General features: G+C 45.1%; 22 protein-coding genes and 2 pseudogenes. 1 reads left to right on the forward strand and 23 read right to left on the reverse strand.

Annotated elements, in window-relative coordinates; genetic code table 11:
- Nucleotides 1–39: 39 nt before the first annotated feature.
- Complete coding sequence (locus ACMN7X_RS03540; protein ID WP_418746123.1) at nt 40–1,338, forward strand: tyrosine-type recombinase/integrase; 1,299 nt, start codon at nt 40–42, stop codon at nt 1,336–1,338.
- Between the two features lie 137 nt (nt 1,339–1,475).
- On the opposite strand, the gene ACMN7X_RS03545 is transcribed toward ACMN7X_RS03540, so the two are convergent.
- From ACMN7X_RS03545 to hisC, 23 genes and pseudogenes are all read right to left on the reverse strand, one after another.
- On the reverse strand, nt 1,476–1,793 hold the full coding sequence (locus ACMN7X_RS03545; RefSeq protein ID WP_418746124.1) for a hypothetical protein: 318 nt from the start codon (nt 1,791–1,793) through the stop codon (nt 1,476–1,478).
- A 23-nt stretch (nt 1,794–1,816) separates the two neighbouring features.
- The gene (locus ACMN7X_RS03550) at nt 1,817–2,050 is read right to left on the reverse strand and encodes a hypothetical protein (protein WP_418746125.1); all 234 of its coding nucleotides are present in this window, start codon (nt 2,048–2,050) and stop codon (nt 1,817–1,819) included.
- 681 nt (nt 2,051–2,731) lie between these two features.
- A pseudogene (locus tag ACMN7X_RS03555) lies at nt 2,732–2,932 on the reverse strand (helix-turn-helix domain-containing protein); the annotation flags it as partial.
- A gap of 253 nt (nt 2,933–3,185) precedes the next feature.
- Complete coding sequence (locus tag ACMN7X_RS03560; protein ID WP_418746126.1) at nt 3,186–4,259, reverse strand: ABC transporter permease; 1,074 nt, start codon at nt 4,257–4,259, stop codon at nt 3,186–3,188.
- Nucleotides 4,256–5,128, reverse strand: coding sequence for an ABC transporter ATP-binding protein (locus ACMN7X_RS03565; RefSeq protein WP_418746127.1), 873 nt, complete (start codon nt 5,126–5,128; stop codon nt 4,256–4,258). The genes ACMN7X_RS03560 and ACMN7X_RS03565 overlap by 4 nt, the downstream gene beginning before the upstream one ends.
- Nucleotides 5,129–5,183: 55 nt before the next feature.
- Nucleotides 5,184–6,368, reverse strand: coding sequence for an ATP-binding protein (locus ACMN7X_RS03570; protein WP_418746128.1), 1,185 nt, complete (start codon nt 6,366–6,368; stop codon nt 5,184–5,186).
- The gene (locus ACMN7X_RS03575) at nt 6,356–7,030 is read right to left on the reverse strand and encodes a response regulator transcription factor (protein WP_418746129.1); all 675 of its coding nucleotides are present in this window, start codon (nt 7,028–7,030) and stop codon (nt 6,356–6,358) included. The genes ACMN7X_RS03570 and ACMN7X_RS03575 overlap by 13 nt, the downstream gene beginning before the upstream one ends.
- Before the next feature lie 84 nt (nt 7,031–7,114).
- The gene (locus ACMN7X_RS03580) at nt 7,115–7,483 is read right to left on the reverse strand and encodes a zinc ribbon domain-containing protein (protein ID WP_418746130.1); all 369 of its coding nucleotides are present in this window, start codon (nt 7,481–7,483) and stop codon (nt 7,115–7,117) included.
- A gap of 30 nt (nt 7,484–7,513) precedes the next feature.
- Nucleotides 7,514–8,050 carry a DUF3877 family protein gene (locus ACMN7X_RS03585; protein WP_418746131.1) on the reverse strand — a complete coding sequence of 179 codons (537 nt, stop codon included), beginning with the start codon at nt 8,048–8,050 and terminating at the stop codon, nt 7,514–7,516.
- A gap of 103 nt (nt 8,051–8,153) precedes the next feature.
- A pseudogene (locus ACMN7X_RS03590) lies at nt 8,154–8,507 on the reverse strand (AAA family ATPase); the annotation flags it as partial.
- 87 nt (nt 8,508–8,594) lie between these two features.
- Nucleotides 8,595–10,019, reverse strand: coding sequence for an MATE family efflux transporter (locus ACMN7X_RS03595; RefSeq protein ID WP_418746132.1), 1,425 nt, complete (start codon nt 10,017–10,019; stop codon nt 8,595–8,597).
- 147 nt (nt 10,020–10,166) lie between these two features.
- Nucleotides 10,167–10,934 carry a helix-turn-helix domain-containing protein gene (locus ACMN7X_RS03600; RefSeq protein WP_418746133.1) on the reverse strand — a complete coding sequence of 256 codons (768 nt, stop codon included), beginning with the start codon at nt 10,932–10,934 and terminating at the stop codon, nt 10,167–10,169.
- A gap of 72 nt (nt 10,935–11,006) precedes the next feature.
- The gene (locus ACMN7X_RS03605; RefSeq protein ID WP_418746134.1) at nt 11,007–13,331 is read right to left on the reverse strand and encodes an HAD-IC family P-type ATPase; all 2,325 of its coding nucleotides are present in this window, start codon (nt 13,329–13,331) and stop codon (nt 11,007–11,009) included.
- A 3-nt stretch (nt 13,332–13,334) separates the two neighbouring features.
- The gene (gene metA, locus ACMN7X_RS03610; protein ID WP_418746135.1) at nt 13,335–14,273 is read right to left on the reverse strand and encodes a homoserine O-acetyltransferase MetA; all 939 of its coding nucleotides are present in this window, start codon (nt 14,271–14,273) and stop codon (nt 13,335–13,337) included.
- 237 nt (nt 14,274–14,510) lie between these two features.
- Complete coding sequence (locus tag ACMN7X_RS03615; protein WP_418746136.1) at nt 14,511–16,022, reverse strand: sortase B protein-sorting domain-containing protein; 1,512 nt, start codon at nt 16,020–16,022, stop codon at nt 14,511–14,513.
- Between the two features lie 242 nt (nt 16,023–16,264).
- Complete coding sequence (locus tag ACMN7X_RS03620; RefSeq protein ID WP_418746137.1) at nt 16,265–16,807, reverse strand: NADH peroxidase; 543 nt, start codon at nt 16,805–16,807, stop codon at nt 16,265–16,267.
- A 112-nt stretch (nt 16,808–16,919) separates the two neighbouring features.
- Entirely contained in the window at nt 16,920–17,315 is a 396-nt protein-coding gene (locus tag ACMN7X_RS03625; protein WP_418746138.1) for a Fur family transcriptional regulator, read from the reverse strand.
- A 112-nt stretch (nt 17,316–17,427) separates the two neighbouring features.
- Nucleotides 17,428–18,885: a 4Fe-4S dicluster domain-containing protein gene (locus ACMN7X_RS03630; RefSeq protein ID WP_418746139.1), complete on the reverse strand. Its 1,458-nt coding sequence runs from the start codon at nt 18,883–18,885 to the stop codon at nt 17,428–17,430.
- A gap of 26 nt (nt 18,886–18,911) precedes the next feature.
- Complete coding sequence (locus ACMN7X_RS03635) at nt 18,912–20,084, reverse strand: SpoIIE family protein phosphatase (protein WP_418746140.1); 1,173 nt, start codon at nt 20,082–20,084, stop codon at nt 18,912–18,914.
- Entirely contained in the window at nt 20,081–21,808 is a 1,728-nt protein-coding gene (locus ACMN7X_RS03640) for a [Fe-Fe] hydrogenase large subunit C-terminal domain-containing protein (RefSeq protein WP_418746141.1), read from the reverse strand. The genes ACMN7X_RS03635 and ACMN7X_RS03640 overlap by 4 nt, the downstream gene beginning before the upstream one ends.
- Complete coding sequence (locus tag ACMN7X_RS03645; protein WP_418746142.1) at nt 21,808–22,050, reverse strand: (2Fe-2S) ferredoxin domain-containing protein; 243 nt, start codon at nt 22,048–22,050, stop codon at nt 21,808–21,810. Before ACMN7X_RS03645 ends, ACMN7X_RS03640 begins: the two co-directional genes overlap by 1 nt.
- Nucleotides 22,051–22,083: 33 nt before the next feature.
- Entirely contained in the window at nt 22,084–24,474 is a 2,391-nt protein-coding gene (locus ACMN7X_RS03650) for an ATP-dependent DNA helicase (RefSeq protein ID WP_418746143.1), read from the reverse strand.
- 99 nt (nt 24,475–24,573) lie between these two features.
- The gene (gene hisC, locus ACMN7X_RS03655; protein ID WP_418746144.1) at nt 24,574–25,629 is read right to left on the reverse strand and encodes a histidinol-phosphate transaminase; all 1,056 of its coding nucleotides are present in this window, start codon (nt 25,627–25,629) and stop codon (nt 24,574–24,576) included.
- Between the last annotated feature and the right edge of the window lie 4 nt (nt 25,630–25,633).

Below are 25,633 nucleotides of genomic sequence, written 5' to 3' on the forward strand. Positions count from 1 at the left end.
ACAGTCCCGATTGCCACGGATAGAAAGGAGTTTTTATCTATGGCAAAAGGTTCTGTAAGAAAGAAAGGCAAAAAGTGGTACTACCGCTTCTATATCGAAGATGAAAGCGGCAATCTGGTGCAGCGTGAGTTCGTGGGAACAGAAAGCAAATCCGAAACGGAAGCCCTGCTCCGCAAGGCAATGGAGGACTACGAGGAAAAGAAGTTCGTTGCAAAGTCCGAAAACGCTACGGTGGGAATGCTGCTGGATATGTGGGTGGAAGAAGAACTGAAACCCGGCAGTCTCAGCAACGGTACGGTAATGGCGTATCAGGGTACGGTAAACCGTATCAAGCAACACCCTATCGGCAACCGAAAGCTGAAAACCGTCACCGCCGACCATTTGCAGGCGTATATAGATTTTCTCAGCTTCGGCGGGACAAATCCCGACGGTACAACGGCAAAGGCACTCAGCAAAGGGTATCTGCGATTGTTCTCAGCCGTCCTGCAAGGAGCATTCCGCTTTGCGGTATTCCCCAAACGGCTGATTACCTTCAACCCGATGCAGTATGTGGTATGGCGGGGCAAGAAAGAGGACTATGACCTGTTTTCGGACGAGGACGGCGATACTGCTTCCACACCCACGCTCAGCCATGAGCAGTATCTGAAGCTGGAGGAATTTCTGAAAAAGAAAGACAATCCTGCTTTACTGCCCATTCAGATTGCCTACTACACGGGGCTTCGCATTGGCGAGGTCTGCGGCTTGACTTGGCAGGACATCAACCTTGACAAGCAGTACCTTACGGTGCGCCGCAGTATGCGCTACAACGGGGCAAGGCACAAAACCGAGATAGGAGCGACCAAGCGGAAGAAAGTCCGCACCGTGGACTTCTGCGACACGCTGGCGGCAATCCTCAAAGCGGCGAAAACTGAACAGCACAAAAACCGCTTCCAGTATGGCGAACTTTACCACCTCAACTACTACACCGAGGTGAAAGAAAACGACCGTACTTACTACGAGGTTTACAGCCTGCCGAGAACAGAAGAAATCCCAGAGGGGTACAAGGAAATATCCTTTGTCTGCCTCAGACCTGACGGCGCATACGAATCACCGAGTACAGTGGGGATTATGTGCAGGACGGCAAGCAAGAAGGTCGAGGGCTTGGAAGGCTTTCATTTCCACCAGCTTCGCCACACATTCACGAGTAATCTGCTTTCAAACGGGGCAGCGCCGAAGGATGTGCAGGAGCTTCTCGGACACGCCGATGTCAGTACCACAATGAACATCTATGCTCACGCTACAAGGGAAGCGAAGCGTACTTCCGCAAGGCTGCTGGATAAAGTAGTCGGCGGGGACTAAAAAACTTTCCCTTGTTTCAGCTCGTAAGGGCAAAAACAAAGGAAAATACATAAGGCTGGAACACAAAACAGGCGAAACGCCTTGAAAATACAGCGTTTTCAGAGGGGTTAACAGATAAATTGGAATTGGGTTAATTATTATAAACCTCCGTTCCACGTGATATGCTTTATAAAATCTTTTTCATAAATATCAAGTTCATTTATACTATGAAATTCAATGCCTGCTCTTTGAAATATAATATCATAATCGTAATTTCCACCTTCAAAATCAACCCAATAATAGCCATTACTTTCATATAAAACAATATTTCCTAAACCATTATTAGAATGTAATTTTATCCAGTACTGATGACCAAATTCACTTAATCCGGCTTCATCAACAACTATGCCATTTCTTTTCCAAGTGTCCTTTTTGCTCAAAAACCAATTTTGAAATTGTTTGAATATTTCATCCATGCGAATGCCTCATCAACTTAAATTTAACTTTTTCGTAATTTGTTCCGAATAATCATTTTTATAAGAACAGCCGCAACTAAAACAACGACTGTAACAATACCCTGAACTAAAATACTCATGTACCAGGGAGCAGACTGCATAGCATATAAATCAGGGTGTGCCTTGTAATCCAAAAGTTTGTATATGCTAAATCCTATAAAAACTCCAACAAATGAACCAATTACAATATTCAAAAAGCCATTTATCTTCTTCAACATTATAATTACCTCCTCAACTACCGATTGAACAAAATCGCTGTGCGATGGCCTGCCAAGGCTGTGATATAGCGATTTTGTTCAACAGGAATTTTTCAAGAAACAAGATATAGACAATAACCTACCACTAAAAAGATGGAAACGAAACATATTATACTTAAAATCAGGCATATAAGGCCAAAACCATACCCGGTGCATTCTCCATATGTTGCCTTTCTTCCAAAATTGGGGATTATATAAATTAAAATTTTCTTACTTCTCCTTCAAATCCTTCTTCTCTATCAGCAGGGTTATAAGCGTCACTGTCATCAGATAAATTGCAAGTATCACACATTTTAATACTATCGAACTATATGGACGAGGGTAAAAATATGCCAATTTTTTCACTACAAACCTGATAGGGAAGTATGTTCCTAACCAAGCTGAAATCTTATAAAACCTTTTGCGAAATGACTTCGTTCTTTCGTTTGCCTCTTGTATTTTTTTCTGATGCGCATATTCAAATCCACCTATAACCGCAACAAATGGCAAAAAACTAAGTACACCAAAGAACTCATTTTGAAGAATAATGGTCGTCATGAACTGAATAATCAATACCATGACTTCAAGTGTAACCATAAAAATCATAATCTGATGAAAACCATCACTTTTTATTTCTTTAACTCTGGGCAAGTCGTTATCGCTTTCGAATTCGTCATTTAGAAGATAGTCTGTTGTAACTCCAAACAACTTGCTAAGTTGCAGAATATTTGTAGCGTCTGGCTGTGCAGTTGCTCCTTCCCAACGGGAAATAGCTTGTCTGGATACATTTAATTTTTCTGCTAATTCCTCCTGCGACCAACCATTCGTTTTCCTAAGTTTTACTATCTTATCTGATAACCTCATAATGAAATCCTCCTTTGATTTGGTGATTTCATTGTAGCCAAAAGCTTCTTTTGATGACACCACATCGACTTTACATTTCCGCAACATGACTTTACATCGCCGTAAAATTCCAATTTGCTTCCCATATTTGAAATAATTGTATCATAACTATTTAAAAAAAGATACCCTATCGGGCACCCCGCATGTCAGATGCTTCGCATGGCGCGCTCCGTCAGGCTGCGCGCGATAAGGTATACCCTATCGGGCACCTATACTACTCCCGCACCTGATGTCCGGCAAAGATTTTTCGCGAAAAAACGACGCTGATTGCTGCTGCCCCAAGGGCAACCGGCACAGCCCATACGGCATAAAGCAGACCGCCTTTCATTTGCTCCACGGACATCAGTGACACAAAAGTCGATTGGTACAGCGGGCAAAGTCCTATCACCCGGAACAGCGGACTGGTTTCAGGGACAGGAAGAAGGAGCGGAAATAAATAAGCAGCAGCGGAAACAACCAGCGCTGCCATCTGATTTTTAGCAAGGGATGAAAAAAGCAGCGTCAGCGCCGCCACACAAACTGCGCTGCTCATCATCAGGCAAAACTGATATTGGAGCAATGTGCCGCAGGTAATGTTAAAAGGAATATAGTATTCCGTGAAAACCCGCGGGGCAAAAAGGATACTGCAGTCCAGCCCCTCCGCACCGTACAGCATAAAAGCGGCCGCCATATAGACTGCAAAAAGGGTCAGGGCGGCCAGCGCTGCCGCCAGAAAACCGGCAATAACCTTTGCCGCAGCTCCTTTTGTCTTTCCATATTTGCTTGACAAAATAAGATGGTCCACACCGCTGTATTCTCCCGAAAAAACCGGGGCAAGTATAAGAATGATCACGAGGCAGAGGACGACAGTCAGCCGGATAAAATCCTGACTCACGCCCAGCCATCCATCCACGTAGCCGATTTTGATTTCCTCTGATCCGAATACATCGGAAACTGTCTGTCCATTCCAATCGCCTTTAATATCAGAAAACCGAGCGGCCACCGCCGACTGGACAGCGTTTTGATAAATATATTTAACATTTATCTCCGACTCCACCCTGAAATCCTGCAGCATTTGAATGACCTTTTCATCTGTCAACGGGCCTGCATATTTTTCGGCGATGGATTTGTCTATTTCCACAGCCTCCCGCCCACTGCCTTCTCTGTTATGACCGTCGTACGCGTGTTTATTTTGAAAGGTGGAAAATAACAGTAACACAGATAACAGAAACAGAATCGCCAGCGCCGCCTGAGTCAGCCGCTTTGAAAATATTTTCTTTAGTTCAAATTGAATGAGTCTTTTCATCATTTATTTCCCCCTTTAAAATAATAAAGATACAAATCCTCCAGATTGGGTTCCGCCGGAACCGAGCCGCTGAAAGGCTTTTCCTCAGAAACAATCCTCAGAATTGTCCGGCGTCCATCCGTATTACGCAGATTGCTCACATTAAATCGCTCCGCATATACTTCCGCCTCTCTCGCCGGAACCGCACATTCCCACACTTTTCCCTGTATTTCCGCCGTAATTTCCCGCGGATTACCGTAATGCAGTATTTTGCCTGATTTCATCATAATAATTTTTTCTGCGATAAACTCCACATCGGACACGATATGGGTGGATAATATAACGATACAATCCTTAGAAAGTGCGCTGATCAAATTTCGAAACCGCACCCGCTCCTTCGGATCCAGCCCCGCCGTCGGCTCATCCAAAACAAGGATACGTGGATTATTAAGCATGGCCTGAGCTATGCCCAGACGCTGTTTCATGCCTCCGGAAAATGTCCGGATCTTCTTTCTGCTCTGTCTCGTCAATCCCACCGCCTCGAGAAGTTCCCTGGATCTTCTCTCCGATTCCTTTGCTTCCATCCCCTTTAAAGCAGCAATATACAACATATAGTCCCAGGCGCTGAAATTCGGATAATAGGGAAAACGCTGCGGCAGATATCCGATCTGTTCCCGATATTTTTCTCCGAGAGTCTCTATGCTCCGGCCGTTAAACAGTATTTTTCCCGATGTGGGTTTCTGAACACCGCAAATTAACCGTATCCACGTCGTCTTGCCCGCACCGTTGGCGCCGAGCAGGCCGTACACACCTTTCGTCAGGGACACATTTAACCGGTCCACCGCCGTCTTATCCCCATACCTTTTTGTCAGATTTTTCATTTTTAATTCCATAAAAATACTCTCCTTACTTTTGATAAGAAGAGTATAAAACGCACTTTTCAACTTTTTATCTACCGGGAGGAATTTCTTTAAATACAGCGGTGACACAGCCGCCCTCATCCCCATTCTCAATTTTCAAACGGCCGCCGTGATGTTCGCAGAAAATCCGGCATATATATAAGCCAAGGCCATAATTTTCCCCTCGACAGCCGCTTTCCGTATAATAGGGCTCCGAAGCCCTTTTTAAACTTTCTGAAGTAAAACCGGGGCCGTCATCCTCAACAGACAGGCAGAAACTGTCCTCCTCCTTAAAAATGCAGAGCCAAATTTTTGATCTGGCATATCTGAAGGCATTTGAAATCAGATTTTCATAAACCTGCTGGGCAAATTCCACATCGATAAAGATAAATCCATCTTCGATTTTATTTTTAAAAAGAATATCTTTTTTCCCCTTTCTGCTCATGAGAACCGCTGTTTTCCTTAAAGTCTCCGCCAACACTTTCACGGATACGGGACGGCTGTCCGGCTTACATTCCTCCAAGCGCTGCAGTCGGCTCATACTATCCACATATTGCTCCAGCCGGGAAACCTGATTCGATATCGTCAAAGCCGTATTTGCAACCTGTGGATCTTCATTGGCCTCCAACATCTCCCCATAGCCTTTAATGATCGTCAGCGGCGTCCTCAGATCATGAGCAAAGGCTGTATTCAAACGTTTTCGCTCATCCATCTGCCGCCACATTTCAAGAAAATTTGTTTCCAGCGCCGACCGCATAACTTCAAAAGCCCGGCAAAGCTGTCCGAGTTCATCATTCTTTTCGCACTGAACAGTAAAATTCAAATCATTGTTTGAAATTTTTTCCGCCGCTGCGTAGAGCTCACCGATCGGTTTTTTTAGCCTGTTTCTATAAAATAAAAAGGCGGCGGCAATAATGCAGACCGCCGAATAAACCGGCGTCATGATTAACGGAAAAATGTCCAGGAAATCCAACAGCCTCCGGTCTCCCTCACTGTAAGGAATCTCCTGCTTACTGATATAAGTTCCTTCTCCAAGGCGCTCCCCTTCGATATTCGTCAAATAATACTTTTCTCCTGTTTCGGGATAAGAAGCCTGGATCCGATTCGTTAATTCATTGCACACCGAGGTCGTCACCCCAGTAAGCAGCATTGCCACCAGCGCAAATACCGTAATATAGAAAATAATACTCCGCCTGAGGGACTCCTTTTTAAAAAAGCTTTTTATCTCATCCATTTATATCCGCACCCCCAGACAGTTTCTATATAAGTCTGATCCGTCAGAACTGCCAGTTTTGCCCGGAGTCTGCGAATATGTTCTGCTACCACACTGCTGTCACCCTCGCTGTCATAGCCCCAGATCCGCTCATAAATTCTTTCTTTATCAAAAACCTGTCCAACATTCTGGGACAACAGTTCCACAATGTCAAACTCCTTTTTGGCAAGGCCCACATTCTGCCCATTCAGATAAACGGCTCTCTCCGAATAATCGATCAATAGTTCTCCTGAAAACTTCACCCTGGCCTGATTCTGACGCCGCCCTTCCCTTCGCAGGTGGGCCTGCACCCTGGCTTCGAGCTCCATAAGAGAAAAGGGCTTCACTACATAATCATCTCCGCCGACAGAAAATCCCTTCACTTTATCTCTGTCCTCAATCCGGGCTGTCAAAAAAAGAATCGGGCAGAAAACATGTTCCCGTATCCGCCGGCAGACTTCAAAACCATCCATTCCCGGCATATTCACATCCAACAAAATCATATCCGGCCGGCTCTCAATCTTCCTTAAAGTTTCCTCGCCGTCATAAGCCGTTAAAACGGCATATCCCTTCCCTGTAAAAAAGGCAGAAAGCATTTCAACAATGTCCTTCTCATCATCGGCAATCAAAATTTTATAATTCATGTCCGATACCTCCTCTTTTACAAGTTTACACGCCAAATATCAACTTTTTATCTACAGAAGATATCTTCCTGATGCAAATCATTTTTATAAGCGGCTGCCGCATTTCGGACAATATTCAAAATCCTCTTCCGTTGTAAAACCACACTGACTGCACCGCTTAATTCTTGCGCCGGCCCGTGCCATTCCCCGCAGGTGCTCCGGCCTGATTTCCACATTTTCCCCTCTTTCAATCCTTCTTCCGATTTCAGAGTCCAGACTGTAAATCGTATGACAACAGCTTGTCTCCACAAAATACTGCCGACGCCATTTAAAACAAGGAATAAAAAACAGAGTTAAGACCATATAAGTCATAAAAACATGATATTGTCCATAAGCCCCGCAATGGCTGCAGACAATCATCTGATGAAAATTAAGTTCCTTTCTTCTTTCATTTATTCCCATCATAAAGAACATCGTTTCAACCTCCAAACCTTCAGAAAATTATCACCAGAGATTTGCCATATCCTCTTTTGTAAACCGATGATAAATTGTGTGCCCCATCTCTTCTTTGACACAATAATAGTAGGGATCGATCAAGGCATCCTTAAAATAAAAAACTTCATCGAAATCTGACCCCTCCGGCATTTTCTCGCAAACATAATCTTTGCTGAAATTCTCAAACAAATTTCTTATATCCGAAATCCGGCAATGATGATCCTGCCTGAACAGTTCAATCATTGCTTTCAAAAAGGCCGGTTCTCCCACCTGCTCATGCACATAGACTGCGCCCTCCGGCGGCACACTGATTTCAATACGCCCCTTATGAGCCGAAAACCGAAGGGACCCCAGTTCTCCATTTTCAAGTCCGGCGCTTTCGAGAATCGCAAGCATTTGAATATCGTCCTCCGCCCTGCATCCAAGCATCCCGTTTAAAGATTCCACCGGATAATATAAACGTGTCGTTTCCTTGGCGAAGCCCAGTTTGATCTGCGCCTCCTTGATTTGGTCTATAATATTTTTTATTAACTTTTCTGTATTCATTCCTATATCACCTATGATTTTGACAGTAATCCTATTTCGTATTATACTATCCAGGCGGTCAAAACACAAGAAAAGCAACGACAGTCCCGAAGGGATTTTCTCTTTAAAATAGATCAGCCAAAATATCAACACATTTTTCAATTCCCAGGACGCCGCTGTTCAGGGCGATATGATAGCTGCGCACATCGCCCCACTTCATACCTGTATAAAACTGATAGTAAGCCGCACGGCGCTTATCCTTATCTTTGAGCCTCTTTTCCGGAGATTCCGAACGTTCACCATATTGCTTCACTATTCGTTTCGCCCGCTTATCCATATCTGCATGGATAAACACGGACAGGCAATCCGCCCTGTCCCTCAATATATATTCCGCACAGCGCCCGACAATAACACAGGGCTCCTTTTCGGCCAGATTCTGAATGACCTTTCGCTGAATCATCCAAAGATAATCCTGATTAGAATGTCCATTGAAATCTCTGTCTGAGAAAGCGCTGGCAAACCATCCGCCATGGGAAGAATATTCTCCCGGCTGATCGTTATAATTCTATGACTCATACTTTACCTCCCGTTTCGCCGATGCAACTCTCAATGTTTTGTAGGTGTATGCGATGACTATTGCGGATATGATAAATGTAAGGACGTCCGACACCGGCATCGAATACAGTACCCCGTCTAAGCCAAAAAATATTGGAAGGATCAGCGCAAAGCCAACACCAAAAACCACTTCCCGCACCATGGAAAGCATCGTGGATAAAAGAGCTTTGCCTAAAGACTGTAAATAAATGAAAGTTGCCTTGTTTACAGTTGCCAAAATCATCATACATAAATAAATGCGGAAACACTTTACTGCAAAATCCGTATAATAGCTGCTTTCATTGGCCGCGCCAAAAATTCCGATCAGCTGCCGCGGGAATAATTCTACAATAAACAGCGCCGCCGCTCCTACGGCCGCTTCACAGATAAGAAGCCGTGTAAACAGATCTGACGCCCTGTCTTTTCGTCCGGCGCCGATATTATAACCAACGATCGGAATACATCCGGCAGCCATACCTACGGCAACGGAAATAACAATCTGGAAGAATTTCATGACAATACCCAATACCGCCATTGGAATCTGGGCATACTGACTTTGTCCGAAAATCGGATCAAGAGCGCCATATTTCAAAGTCATATTCTGAATGGCAGCCATCGCGGCAACCAGAGAGATCTGAGACAGGAAACTGCATATGCCCAGGGACAAATATTTGCCGGCAAGTCCTGGATGGATTCCAAAACTGCTTCTCTCCAATTTGACTGCCTTCATATGGCACAGATACCAGACAGCTAAAACCGCGGTAAGTACCTGGCCGAGCACTGTCGCCACTGCGGCTCCCATCATCCCCCACTTAAAAATAAAAATGAAAACCGGATCCAGGATAATATTGACCACTGCACCGGCCAATGTGGAAGCCATGGCGAACTTCGGACTTCCATCGGAACGGATGACCGGATTCATGGCCTGCCCAAACATATAAAAAGGTACGCCGAGAGTGATCCAGAAGAAATACTCCTTCGCATGGTAAAAAGTTTCCTCATTGACTCTGCCGCCAAACACAGTCAGAATCTGTTCCTGAAATATCAGATAAACGGCAGTAAGAATCAGGCTGCCGATGATGCAGAGCACAATGGCGCTTCCGATTCCCTTGTGGGCATCCTCCTTTTTGTTTGCTCCAAGACTGATGCTGACAAAAGCGCAGCAGCCGTCCCCGATCATTACGGCGATTGCAAGCGCCACCACTGTCAGCGGAAAAACAACCGTATTTGCCGCATTGCCATAGGAACCCAGATAGCTTGCATTGGCAATAAAAATCTGGTCAACAATATTGTATAATGCGGCCACCAACAGGGAAATGATACATGGCACCGCATATTTCCTCATCAGAGCGCCGATCGGCTCTGTTTCTAAAAATGTATTCGATTTCTCATTCATTCTTTTTCTCCTCCATCAAAATTTTCTTCGTTACATAAAAAAAACAGCGAATAGCAATCAACCGGATTTACGCAGTTTTGCTACTCGCTGTATTTCATATCATATCAAATTTTTCATATCACCGTCAAAGGCATTTTTTCACAAAATTTACTCATATTTTTTTCCGAAAATGTACATCGGTATAAACATACCCAAAGTTACCAAAAGCGGAACAAGCATACGGGTAAGAATCCACATCTCATTTCCGAAACAACGCCAGAGAATATAGCCGATAATTGGAAACAAAACCGCTCCGACGCAGTTCCAAACCCTTCCCACTTTCAAAATATAGGGCCAGTTGCTGTTATTAAAATGCAGCCCCGGCATATTCATTCGAAAAACACCGTCGGAGACAAAATTAATTTTATTCTTATCATAGAAAGATGGAAGGGTTTCCTTCGCAAAAATGCAGAACCAGCCGCCAAACAGCAGCAACATTCCCACATACGGCAGCACACTGTCCGCCATTTCTTCCCATGTAAACCCCAGTCCTCTGAACATGATCAACTCCGCCGCCGCCGCACAGAGAGTAAATACATAAATCCCGCTCCATTGTTTGCGAAGCCGCCGCTGAGTTCCCTGCTCCTTCATCGACATATCCACCGAGCAGGTCACCAGCTTTTCAACCTCATCCCGATTCAGAGTTCCTGCCGCCTCAAGCCGCTCTCCCCGAAGCAGCTCCGTTACCGTCACTCCCAGAATCTCTGCCAGGGGAATGAGCATAGATACATTAGGAATACTCAGTCCCCGTTCCCATTTGCTGACAGCTTTATCTGAAATAAACAGCTTTTCGGCCAACTCCTTTTGGGTTAAATGCTTTTCTCGCCGAAGTTCGCCTATAAACGCGCCAAATTTCTCGTTATCCATCTGATACATAGCGCCACCTCCTGAAACAAGCTTACATTTCAGACTCTCCAAATGCAACCGACCGACAGTAGAATCTGGCATCTACCGCTGTTTTGTCAGAATTCGAACTGCCCGTGTCAGCCACTGCATCAGATATCCGGTGAGAAGCATCAGCGGAATAATGAAGATCAGCCGCCAGTTCAATATATGGGTAATACTGAAAAATCCCGGGAAGAGGAAGATGGCTGCCACGAAGATAAATCCAACGGCAATGCATAAAATTTTACGCCGCGTATTCATCGGGCGACAGACTTCCCAGACAACCATCTGGCTGATACATCCTGCCAAAATCAGATTATAGGTTGAAAGCATCAATGCGTCAAAGCCAAAGAATCCGGCAATCACCTGATTGATTAGCATCATAATAACCATCGTCAACGCACTCGGCAGCGATATACGCAGGACATTCCGCATAAAGCCGTTGCTTGTCACCGCCTCCGTCTGCTCCAGTGTCAGAATAAAACTCGGAATACCGATAGCCGTCGTACTGATAATGCTCAGATGAATCGGCACAAACGGATAGGTACGTCCAAGAATAATAAAAATGATACTCAACAATACTGAATAAATTGTTTTTGTCAGATACAGGGCGCTGACACGTTCGATATTCGATATGATCATACGACCCTCACGGACAATGGATTTCATGCTGGCAAAGTTTGAATCCATCAGCACGATATGGGCCACCTGTTTTGCCGCATCGCTTCCTGCCGCCATGGCAATACCGCAGTTGGCGTCCTTCAATGCCAAAACATCGTTGACACCGTCGCCAACCATGCCGACCACTTTGCCATTGGCCTGATAAGCCTTGACGATCCGCTGTTTCTGCTCCGGCCGCACCCTGCCATAGACGGTATAATTCGGTACAACCTCACGCAGCTCTTCAAAATCCTCCGGCAGCGTATTGGCATCGATATACCTCTCGCCGCCCTCAAGTCCGGCCTTCACCGCAATATTGGAAACCGTCACCGGATTATCGCCGGAGATAACCTTAATCGCCACATTCTGGCTGGCGAAATATTCAAAGGTTCCCCTGGCCTCCGGCCGGATACAATCGGAAATAACGATCAAGCCGGACGGTACCACACCGCTGACCGACATATCTGCCATATTGATACCTGAGCATTTTCCGAGAAGAAGCACGCGCATGCCTTCTCTGGAGCAGGCATCAACTCTTTCACTTAGTTCTTTATTATCTTTCACAAGAAATTCCGGTGCGCCGAGGACATAATTTCCTTCGCCCTCAAAGGCAATTGCCCGGTACTTTCTGTCCGATGAAAATGGAATCTTCGATTTGATCCGCCATTTTTCTGTTTTCTCAAAATAAGACATTAAAGCATCCTGGGTGGCATTTACATCGTCAAATGCAAAGGCGATCTCATTCATAACATCCCGCATCCGCCCGACATCTTCTCCAAAAGGAATCAATTCGACAACTTCCAGCGCCCCCGTTGTGATCGTACCTGTTTTATCCAGGCAAAGCACATTGACTCTGGCCAGGGCCTCGATGGCTTCCATCTCCTGAACAAGGGCCTGCTTACCCGCCAGACGGCCGACACCGAGAATAAAGGAAATACTGGTTAAAAGTACAAGGCCCTCCGGAATCATACCGATAACTCCGGCAACCGTATTGACCAAAGCATCCGAGAACGTGATTCCCTCCGCCCCGCGCTGAGTGATGAACAATAAAATTCCAACCGGGACAAGAATTGTCCCCGTAACCTTAATGATTTTCTTAATGGAATCCTGCATTTCGGAGGAAGCCCGCTTTTTCTGCTTCGCCTGACTGGCCAGCTGAGTCGCATAGTTGTCCTTTCCGACATGTATAACCTTCGCCCGTCCGCTTCCGGCCACCATAAAACTGCCCGACCACAGCGTATCCCCCGGTTTTTTACGCACCGGCCTGGATTCGCCCGTAATCATGGATTCATTGACTTCGATGCCCTCCGATTCCAGGACAACGCAGTCCGCCCCGATCTGATTGCCGTTCTCGACAGAAAGCAGATCATCTATGACTAATTCTTCAATCGGAATATTCCGGAATTTTCCATCCCGGCAGACTTTTGCCTTGCTGGCGGTGATCACCGCCAGATCATCAATCAGTTTTTTTACCTTCAATTCCTGAAAAATACCGATAATTGAATTGCAAAAAATAACGCCGAGAAATGTCAGATTCTTGAACTGTCCGGAAATAATAACCAGTATACCAAGAAACACATTTAAAAAGTTAAAATAAGTCAGTGTATGACAACGGACGATCTCCGCCGTTGTTTTTGAAATATGACTATCTGATGTATTGACCTGCCCCTTGTCGACCCGCTTTTTGACCTCGGCACCGGTCAGGCCACCATAGCCCCTGTCTTCCATAATTTAGTCCTCATCTGTAAACGTAACTACATCTTCATTTAAAATATAAGGCGTTGTCTGATATACAAAGTAATTCAGCCAGTTGGAATAAATCCACGTGCCATGGGCGCGCCAACGCATCGTCGGCTGCTTTGTCGGATCATCATCCTCAAAATAATTGACCGGTACTTCCGGGTTTAAACCCTTGTCCACATCCCGGAAATACTCTTTCGCCAGTGTATCAATATCATATTCGGAATGACCCATAACAAAAAACTGGGAACCGCTCTGATTGCCGACCACATAAACGCCGGCCTCATCGGAGGCTGCCATGATCTTCAAATCCGGAACCTTCTCAATATCCTCCGCGCGAACGGTTGTATTTCTGGAATGGGGCGCGTAAAACTCCGAATCAAAGCCCCGGAACAACCGGGATTTCTTATTGATCAGATAATGCTTATAAACACCGGATAATTTTTTATCCAGAATATATTTGGGAATACCATAATGATAATAAAGCCCGGCCTGGGCGCCCCAACAAATATGAAATGTGGAATGTACATGAGTCTTTGACCATTCCATCACCTCGCACAGCTCATCCCAATATTCCACTTCCTCAAAATCCATCAATTCGACCGGCGCCCCTGTGATGATCAGGCCGTCATACCATTTATGTTTTACCTGGGAAAATGTCTGATAGAAAGTGATCATATGTTCCTCAGAAATATTTTTTGCTCTATGAGATTCCATCTGCAGAAGCTCGATCTCAATCTGAAGCGGTGTATTTGACAGACACCGCAGAATCTGTGTCTCCGTTTCAATTTTTGTCGGCATCAGATTAAGGATCAAAATCTGAAGCGGACGAATATTCTGGGTTAAAGCCCGCCGTTCCGTCATCACAAAGATATGTTCATCCTCCAGTACCTTCCTGGCCGGCAGATCATTTTGTATTTTAATTGGCATATTTAAGTCTCCTGTTCTGTCATTGAAATTACCTTTTATTCTAAGTCATTTTCATGGATACGTCAAGAAAAGCCATCTTACGAATTTCTTACCCCTTCGGGCGAACGCGCTCAGTCCGCCAGTCGCTGAATTTAAAACCCAGATTCTTCTCTCCTTTTAATCTCAAATATTATTAACGCATTTGTATTTCAAAAAAAGACAGTTAATTCCTTAAAATTAACTGTCTAATAGTATGCTCTATCGGTTTTCTGACCCCTTCTTTTTCCTGAGCAGAGTGAGTATTACAATACCGCTTATTGTAAAAATAGAGGCATATAAGCCTACATTAGAGCTATCGCCTGTTCTTGGCGTGTCTATAGCCTTTGTAGTTTCTTTTTGGGTTGTATCATCCCTGGTCACATCTTTTTGAACGAGTATATATTTGCTGAAATGATTTGTGGCAAATATGACCATTCTATTTTCCCTGTCAACACTAAATAAAACAGGCGTTACTTCTTTTGTATCTTCATTGAAATAATATAATGCGAGTTCGTTTAAATTCCAGTCGGCAGGAACCGGAAGAGATACTGTAGAAGTAAACTGTCCGTTATATTCATAAGGCTCTCCGTTGCGCAACAAATACAAATCAAATGTTTTTATTTTATCGCCGGCAATCTGAATTACTTTTTGAACGACCAATTTTTCATCTGCTCCGGTGCTGACATCAACCTTTAATTCCAAATGATCAGGTGCGCCTTCAGGGAGTTCCATAATTATACCCGATTCGTTTGTTATAGTTACCTTTTCTGTTGGCTCAGGCTCTATTTCTGACCCCGTTTCTGTCTCTGGCTCAGAAACTACAAAATCAACCGGTACAAATACAGTCCTGACTTTGTATTGCCCGTCAAGCTCGAATTCAATAAGGATTTCTATTTTGTTAATTTGACTCCAGTCGACTGCTTCATCGTCATACGGCCCAATCATCGTTGCGTTTTTTAAATCGCTGTTTTTAAAAACGATTGTACCATTTCCTTCCGCATCCAAATTCACTTCAGGTGTTATCCTAATACCACCTATGGATACATTGTCAACATAAATGTAGTTTTCCTGACCGCCAACATTTCCGCCTTTAGCCTGCGTATCAAGGACAATGTCACTCTGCCCTGTCCATGTTGATGAAGCTAAAGTAAGTGATGGTGTGTATTCTGGAGTATCCGGCTCTGTATTGATTGTAAAATCAACCGGTACATATACGAATTTCGATTTGTATTGCCCATCAAGTTCAAATCCAATGCTAATTTCTATCTGGTCAATTTTGCTCCAGTCAACTTCTGCTTCGCCATTTGGACCAAACATTGTTGCGTTCTGCAAATCGCTGTTTTTAAAAACAATCGTCCCATTTCCATCCGAATCCAAATTCATTTCAGGAGTTACATCAATACCGCCCAGGGATACACTTTCAACATAAATATAGATTTCCTGAGGTTTAACATTTCCTCCTTTACCCTGCGTATCAAGGACAATGTCACTCTGCCCTGTCCATGTTGATGAAGCCAAAGTAAGTGATGGTGCATATTCTGGAATATCCGGCTCTATTGATTCACTTTCTGCAGCAACAGTTTCATATGTACTTTGTTCAGATTCATCGGCCAGGCTTTCAGTATTTGTGCTTTGTGTTTCTTCTTGTGCATAAACAACTGTCGTTGAAACTATTGACAATGTCAATGTAATTGCCAGCAGGGTTGCCATGACTAACTTTTTTTTATTCATAATCTTCTCCTCCCGTTCTCGATCTAAAAAAATATTTCACTTTTGTTTGCTTTCAAAATACTTTTCTTTTTCCTCAATAGTTTTATTTTACACCGCTCTGTAATATCTGTCTAGGGGCAGGCTCTTTATCTTTATCTTTCTTTTGACATAAAAAAAGAGGACAGACACTATTTTGCCTATCCTCTTGAAATTCAAACAGCCTTTAGAAAGCCTTGATTTTCCGCTATTGTTGATATTATATTTTAGCCAAAGTATCTTTCCAATAAACCTTTGAATGCTTTTCCGTGACGAGCCTCGTCTCTTGCCATTTCATGAACTGTATCATGGATAGCGTCAAGGTTAAGAGCTTTAGCGCGTTTTGCAAGGTCAAATTTACCTGCTGTTGCGCCGTTTTCAGCTTCTACACGCATTTCAAGGTTTTTCTTTGTGCTGTCTGTTACAACTTCGCCTAATAATTCAGCGAATTTTGCAGCATGTTCTGCTTCTTCATAAGCAGCTTTTTCCCAGTATAAACCGATTTCCGGATATCCTTCTCTGTGAGCAACACGTGCCATAGCAAGATACATACCAACTTCTGTACATTCACCTTCGAAGTTTGCTCTTAAATCAGCCATAATGTCTTCCGGGGAACCCTGAGCAACACCTACAACGTGTTCAGCAGCCCAAGTCATCTCGCCAGCCTGTTCCTGGAATTTGCTTGCAGGTGCCTTACATACCGGACATGCCTCCGGAGCAGCTTCGCCTTCATAAACATAACCACATACTGTACATACAAATTTTTTCATGTTAATCTCTCCTTATAAATAGTTTTGATAAATAGTTTTCATTGTTTAAAATTAATAATCATTACTGATATCATTATCATATACTACGGAAACAGTTTTGTCAATAGATATTTTATTTTTTTTCTTTTTCCTTACATTCTCTGCATTTACCATAAAAATACAATTGATGTCCGAGAATCTCCCCGTCGTAATGCTCCCCGGCCCAGGTATTCACCACATGCATATCCATGTCCGGAAGATCCTCCACCCGGCCGCATGTCTCACAGATAAAATGATAATGCGGATCTGTCCGAATATCAAAACGGTCGCTGTTCTCTCCGCAGGATATTTTTGAAATTTCCCCCTGCTTTGCAAGGAGGGTTAAATTCCGATATACGGTTCCAAGACTGATATTCGGATAAACTTCCCGAATCGCCGTATACACCATGTCTGCTGTCGGATGGTCTTTTCGACCTGCAAGATAATTTTTTATTGCTTCTCTCTGTCTGCTGTATTTGAGGGCAGCCATAGTTTCCTCCTTTCTAATCAATAGTGATAATCATTCTTGTTACTTTTATTATAATATCAAAAAAGGCAGAAAGGGTCAATAACCTTCTGCCTTTTTGTGCAAAAAATTTTATTTATTTGCGATGCATATGTACCTGATATTCCTCATAACTGTCCACATTGGCGATGATTGGACGCTCATCTGCCCGAGCGATCTGAGCATTTCTGTCCTTCATAAAAGTACGCTCTCTATTCAGCATGGCCGGACCGCTGACGCAGCCGCCGACACAGGCCATCCCCTCGATAAAATCCTCCGGAAGGCGGCCAACCTTCAAAAGAGTCAATGCCTTTTTACATTCAATCGCACCGTTTGCCTTACAAACCTTCACAGGCACATCTTCATTTCTCTCTTTATATGTCTGGAGCACTGCCGCTGTTACGCCGCCGGATACAGAGTAGTTTTTGCCGTACTTACTGCCCTGCTGAAGCTCTCCGGTATAATCGGCCGGATCCACTCCTTTGGCCTCCATCATGGCATAGAGCTCTTCATAAGTTAAAGCATAGTCTGCCCCGCCCATTGTAATAGAATCGATAACCTCGCTCTTCTTCGCGATACACGGGCCGATAAATACGCAAAGGGCATCCGGGTACATGGCCTTGATCAGGCGGGCTGTCGCCTGCATCGGTGATACAGTAGTCGACATTTTATCTGCAAGCTGCGGAAAATGCTTTTTGATCATATTGACAAAGGCCGGACAGCAGGATGTCGTCATTTTTTCTCCCGCTTTGACCTTTTCCTCCAGCTCAAGGGCTTCATTCTTGGAAACAAAATCGGCGCCGAGGGAAACCTCAAACATATCCGTAAAGCCCAGATCCTTCACTGCCTCCCGGATCATTCCGACGGAAACATCCGCCCCGAACTGGCCTTCAATCGCCGGAGCCACCATCGCATACACCTTCACGCCGCTGTTCATCAGACGGATAACATCCACCATGAATGTGCGGTCTGAAATAGCGCCAAAAGGACAACCCACAACACACTGGCCGCAGCTGATACATTTTTTATCGTCAATCTCTACGATCATATCTTCATCATAGGAAATGGCATCCACCGGGCAGGCCCGTTTGCATGGACGCATCAGATCGGCGATCGCATTGTACGGGCAGGCTTCCACACACCGTCCACATTCTTTACACTTCTTCGGATCAATATGGGCCCGTCCGCTCTCAAAAGTGATTGCCCCGAAATTACATGCGGACATACATTTTTTCGCCATACACATCTGGCAGTTATTCGTCACGCTGAACCGGTTGATCGGACAGCCCTCGCAGGCCGCCGGAAGTACCTGAACAATATTTTTAATATTGCCTCCCGGCAATGGCGTATGCCCTTCGGCCAACCGCACCCTCTGACGGATAATCTCCCGCTCTTTATATACACAGCAGCGATAATGCGGCGTATTTCCCGGAATAATATTATATGGGATCTCATCCGCACATTCTTTCAGCTTACCCTCAAAAGCCATTCGGGCCACTTCCCGGTACACTTCAAACTTAATTTTATTAATATCGGTCATAAATTCTCTTTTCATCTTGCCCTCCTTACAGGTCTGCGCCGTTAATAATATTTGACAGTTACGGTTTTTCCCATTTTTTTACATTCATTGACAAGCTGCTCCACCAGCCGCTGGCGGATGCTCAGATCAAAGGGCAGGGCTGCTGCCTGATAAGTTTCGTTTATTGCCTTTCCGACAAATATATTTAAATGGTTACATTCTTCAATCAGGATCTTTCCGAGTTTTGCCGCCCCGTCCCTGCCATAAAGCCGTTTAAAGAAATCTTCATCAACTTTTCCCGCATTGTAGGCAGCGAGCATCTGGACGGTACGGTTTAACGTCAGCACGCCCTCCGTCACCAAATCCATGCCTTCAATTTCAGCCGTCGGCGGTATATCCGGGTCAAAATAATCTAAAGAAGCCTTAATCGGCTTATTCAAATATCGTGAAACAATATTGGATGATGTGCCGCCGCAGACGATCTTCCGCCCCGGCTTCGACATAAAGTCCTGCATCGCCCGGACATCATCCGCCTTATTCACCGGAGGACCGGTAAAAATGTTGACCGTCTTAGGCCGGGTCACCTTAATGGTAATGACTGTCGTATCATCGCCCGGCTCGCCATCATAGAGCATGTTGCACCGGTTGCTGATCATGGACATCAGCCGGGAGCTGGAAACATTGGACGCACAGATATCTTCCACATAACGGACAACCTCTGTTCTCGGCCATCCAAAACCGGATTTTTTGCCGACACCGGCGTGGATCACGCCGTCGCTCATCATCACATAATAATCTCCATAGCAGACATTAAACTGGTATTCCCGAATGATCTTCCCCTCGATTTCCCGGACAGAAAAGGGCACATCTCTGTGATGGCCGCCCCGGATCAGGATTCCGCCCGGATTATCATATTCCAGAAGCACCGCCCGTCCATCCCTGTAAATCTGCAGGGCGCTAAACGTTGAATAGGCTACATGCCGGGTCTGACACACCGGAAGAGTCCGGGCAATCGTCGTCACACATTCTTCAATGGAAGCGCCATTTTTCAGCATAGTACCCATAATCTTTGTTGTGAGGGTGGACAGGATATTCGCCTTCACGCCGCTCCCCATGCCATCGGAAAGCAGCAATATATCTGAATCTTCAGTTTTAATAATATCCACCGTATCTCCGCACAGTTCTTCCTTTTTTTTATTCAGGCTCTTCCATGCGATATCGAGACTCATATTCATAAACTATCTTCTCCGTCATAAAAGATGCTGTCACGCATTTTTGTCAATGTTACTTTTGTCTCCGCTGTTGTCTCTCCAAGCAGTCCGGCAATCTCCTGGGCCACCATCATCTGCTTGTCAATTACCTTCTGAGCAATATCCACAGCTTCCCGCCGCATACGGTCATGCTGTTGACGGATTCTTTCCTCTTCGGTTATATTTCTCAAAATGCCCAGAGCACAATTTAATTCACGAATATAGATGATATTCTGCATTGTGACCAGGTTGTATTTTTCATAAGTTACTTTTTTATTCATAATACTGCGTTTTTCGCGGAAAACCTGCTCAAAGTCCACCGGGTCTAAAATCTTCTCCAGCGGCATGCGGTAAGCTTCTTCCGCCGAAATATTAAATATGACCTCCGCAGCATTATTAAACTGCCGGATCCTCAGTTTCTCATCCACCGTAATAATAAGATTCGGCGTTACGGATAAAATGACCTCGGACATAGAACGGGCCTGTTGATACATATAAGGAATACACAGATTCAGCTGTCCTTTGTTCTGACAACGGGCAATAGCCTTATCCCGACATGTCTTAAAACCGCAGGCACCGCAGTTCAGCTGCTTCTCCGGGGATGTTTTTCCATCCCGCCGAAGAGCTTCCTGAATCTCCTCCTCCGTCGGCATCACTGCCCTGCGCGCTGATTCCTTAAATTCTTTTTTAAGAAGAATATTTTCCTCCATCGCCGGGATATCCTTCGGAAATTCCCGAATGATTTTCTGATTTGTGTAAATCCGTGCCTTAAAACGGTCACTCTCCCGGCCTCCGGCCAACGGGCCGTTAATACATCCTCCGACACAGGAGGACGCTTCAATAAAACAGTTATTGATCTCACCCTTTCGGATACATTCAAATAATTCCCGAACCGAGTCGATTCCATCTACATAAAGCTGTTCATATTTTCCAAATCCCTCATCGGCTTCCACCGCCGCCAGAATACCGCCGCTGACACCATAGAGACCGTTGACCATCGCGTTTCTGCCTTCCCGCGGGTAAAATTCACACGTATTCAGATCAATATCCGCCTCTGCAAACCAGCTGCGCAATTCCTGAAAATCCAGAACCGCGTCCACATAAGTGCCCCGGCACCGTTCGCGCACAGCTTCACGCCCTCTGGCTGTACAGCTTCCTATGTATACAACTTTGACATCCGGGCCAAATTCCTTTTTCAACATCATCGCATGCGCTGTCATCGGTGAGACGATCGGCGCCATATAAGGAATCATATCTGTATAATATTTTTCAACCAGTTCATTGATCGCCGTGCAGGATGTGGTAATAATATTGTTCATCCTTCCATCCCGAATCAAGCGCTCATAGGCTTTCGTTATATAGGCTGCGCCCTCTGCCGTCTCCCGTATATGAGTAAATCCAAGCTTATGCAGAGCGCTTCTGAGCTGGCCCGTGCCATTTTCCGTATCCCCGAAAACGCCCAGATAGGCAGGGTCCAGCGATGCGATCGTTACACAGCCTTCCTGAATATATTTTTTTGCCTTCTTCAGGTCACTGACATAAATAATGGCATCCTGGGGACAGGCCTCCAGACAGCGTCCGCACAAAACACATTCATCAGCCACATAAAGCGCATGTTCGTTTTTTATATGAATCGCCTTCACCGGACAGATACGCACACATTTGTAACAGTCTTTGCATTTTGCCGTCTTAAATCCAATCGCCGCCACTAATTCACCCTCCTGAGTACCTCATCTGCAAAAAATGTATCTACAGTTTCAGGCGAAACAGAAAACAGTTCATCATCAATTTTTACACACACGCCCTTTTCGCACTCGCCTGTGCAAAAGGAACCGTTCAACTCAATTTTAGAAGCCAGATTATTTTCCTGAATTTTTTTCTGAAGTCCCTGAATAACATTTCTGGAACCCTTCAGATGACAGGAGCTGCCAATACAAATTGTGATTACCATGAAATAACCTCCCTATTTCTTTTCTTAACTTTATTATAGAGTATTTACCTGTTCTGTCCAGAATTTTTCTATATTTTTCTCAACCGAATCCCTGTTTAATTTCTGGAAGGGTATCCATTCTCTCGGAAAAAGCCTCTGATAACTGCCATAATTAAAACGTTCGTCCATCAGGGCGATCACGCCCTTATCATCCTCTGAGCGGATTACCCGCCCTCCCGCCTGGAGTACTTTGTTCATTCCCGGGAAAAGATAGGCGTAATCAAACCCCCGCCCCTTTTTTTCGTCAAAATAGGACTTTAAAATTTCTCTTTCACTGCCGATACCCGGAAGTCCCGTGCCGACAATAATTGCGCCGATCAGCCGGTCCGCTTTCAGATCAATACCCTCGGAAAATATACCTCCGAGGACACAAAAGCCTAAAATCGTTTCATGGGGCTTCTCCTTAAAATTCTCCAGGAAGGCCCGGCGCTCGTCCTCATTCATGCCGCTCTCCTGGCGGAATACCTGCAGTCCGTGTCCGGCCTTTGCCAATTCCCTCTCGGTAAATACATCAAACACCTGATCCATAAAAGCATAGGACGGGCAGAATACCAGATAATTGCCGTTTTTTCCCCGGATAATTTTCCGTATATATTCGGCGATCCGCTCATATTGCTCCTGATTTCTCGCCGTATAGCGACTGCTCACATCATTTACCGTAAAGATCAACCGGTTTTCCGTACTGAAGGGCGAGTCCACATACATTTCATAATCCGCTTCCGGCTTTCCGCTGAGCAAATCTTTATAATATTGCACCGGGAGCAAGGTGGCCGAAAAGAAAATGCAGCTCCGGCTCATTCCGATCCTCTCGCTTAAATTTCCCGATGGATCCACGCAGAACATTTTAATCATGGCGTCTCCGCCTTCACCCTCGGTATAAATAATGTATTTCTCATCCAGCAGATCATAGGTATTGATAAAACGCCGCGCTTCAAAATACAGATCTGTCACCGTCTCCCGAAGATCCGGCTCCATATCCTCTCTCAGATAGTCTTCCATATCCGAAACCATACGCATCAGGCTCAGAACAAACTTTCCAACTTCTCTGACAACCGCATACCGGCCGCCGTTCATTTCCCGTTCTTCCTGATAATCCTTTAAATATTGTCCGCACTTATGAACTTTGCGGGCAATCTTCGGGCGCACCGGCTTTAACTTCCGATACACCTTATCAAAATCCCTGCGATAAAGGGCCGCGCTGTACATTTCCCTGGCCCGGTCCACCAGGTTATGTGCCTCATCCACAAGAAATACCATGTTCGACGCCGCATCCGTAAAAAAACGCTTCAGATAAATCACCGGGTCAAACACATAATTATAGTCGCATATGATCACATCGCACCAGAGAGACACGTCCAGCTGAAATTCGAAGGGACAGACCTGATGTTTTTCTGCATAATCAAGAACACATTCCCTGTCGATGCCGTCTTCATGATTAATTATGTCGAAAACAGCCTCATTGACTCTGTCAAAATGGCCCTTAGCCCGCTCGCAAAACTCAGGCTGGCACTGACATTCCTCCAGAGGACATATCTTTTCTTTGGCTGTCAGAGTAATAAATTTCATTCTCAGATTTTTCTCACGCAGCAGTTTTCCCGTGTCCTCCGCCACCGTGCGGGTGATCGTTTTTGCCGTCAGATAAAATATGCGGCCGCACTTTCCGCTCCCCATGGCTTTAATAGACGGGAAAAGGGTGCCCAGAGTTTTTCCGGTGCCCGTCGGCGCCTGGATAAATATATTCTTGCCTTCATCAATGGAACGATAAACCCCATTCATCATCCGCTTCTGACTGAGACGGTATTCAAACGGAAACAGCAGTGTGCTTATGGTTTGATCCCGAAGCTCCTGCCACTGGATCTGCCATTTCGCCCATCGGGCATACTGATGCACCAAATTCTGAAACCAGCTTTCCAGTTCCTCCCTTGACCGCTCAAACTCAAAGGTTTTAACAGTCTCCGTCTCCAAATGAATATAGGTAATCCGCACTTTTATCTTTTCCAGTTCATGGAGATTGGCATAAATACAGGCATAACAGTCCGCCTGGGCCACATGAAGAATGTCCGCCTGTTCGATTGCTTCCAGCTTCGTGAAAGTTCCCTTGATCTCATCCACCATAATATCCTTTGCATCCGCCGGATTGGTAATAATTCCATCGGCCCGGCCCTCCACCTGGATATCCAGTGTCTCGTCAACTTCCACCTTTCGTTTCAGGCTGACCTCCGCCTGATAATGGCTGCCGCCCTGTTTCTGAAGTTTCCGGTGGGCCCGGCTTCCGGCCTGCATGGCATCCACATCCTGCATGGCGCCCATCTTCCGGCTGATATCGCCGTTTCTCAAAATAAATTCGACAAGATTTCTTACCGATACACGTACTTCCCGCTTCACACATCTCACCTCCATTCATCCACGCCCTATAGAGATTCAGGCATCCGGCTCTCCACGAAGAAATCCTCCCAACAGTTCCGCTGTTGAGAGGATTTTTCTTTATTTCATATAATCTTTAAGAAAATGAATCAGCGTTTCCATCTCCGCATCGGTTCCCACTGTAATTCTCAAATAATTGTCAATCCGGGGCAGACTGAAATACCGTACATAAATGTTTGCTTTCCGCAGTGCCTCAAACAGCTCCTTCGCCGGATACTTCGGATGAGCTGCAAAGATAAAATTCGCCCATGGTTCATTAAATTCAAACCCGAGCGCCTTTAATTCCTTTGCCGTCCAGGCCCGGGTACGCATAATTTTTTCAAGACATTCATTAAAATACTCTCTGTCCTTCACAGCCTCCGCCCCGAGAACCAAAGAGGTCTGATCCATCGTATAGGAATTAAATGAGTATTTAAAATCATTCAGCGCCTTGATCAATTCCTCATTGCCAATGGCATAGCCGATCCTCATTCCCGCCATGGAACGGGATTTTGAAAATGTCTGTACCACAAGCAGATTGTCATATTTTTCAATCAAGGCCAGCGCGGATCTTCCGCCGAAATCAATATAGGCTTCATCCACGATCACAAGAACATCCCTGTTATGTTTTAAAATATCCTCAACAAAATCTAAATCTTCATACACAGATGTCGGAGCATTCGGATTCGGGAATACAACGCCGCCGTTCTCACCATAGTAGTCTTCCTTTCGAATCCGGAAATTCTCGTCCAATGCCTTTGTCTCATAAGGGATCTTAAAGGCATCCGCCCAAACCGGATAAAACGAATAGGTAATATCCGGGAAAAATATCGGCTTTTCACTGTTAAAAAAGGTTTGGAAAGCCATCGCCAGAACATCGTCCGACCCCACGCCGACAAATATCTGTTCCTGCGCCACATGATAAAACTCAGCCAATGCTTTTGTCAGCACACCGGCTGTGGGATCCGGGTAAAGGCGGAATTTGTCGGTTTCCAGATGTGCAGCCATCTTAACAACTCCCGGCGCCGGAGGATAGGGATTCTCATTGGTATTTAATTTAATCATTCCCGGCCGGTTTGGCTGTTCACCCGGTGTATAAGGCACAACCCGGCGCACATAATCTCTCCATGTCTTCATCCGT

Source organism: Frisingicoccus sp. (assembly GCF_048388605.1).
GTDB lineage: Bacteria > Bacillota > Clostridia > Lachnospirales > Lachnospiraceae > Frisingicoccus.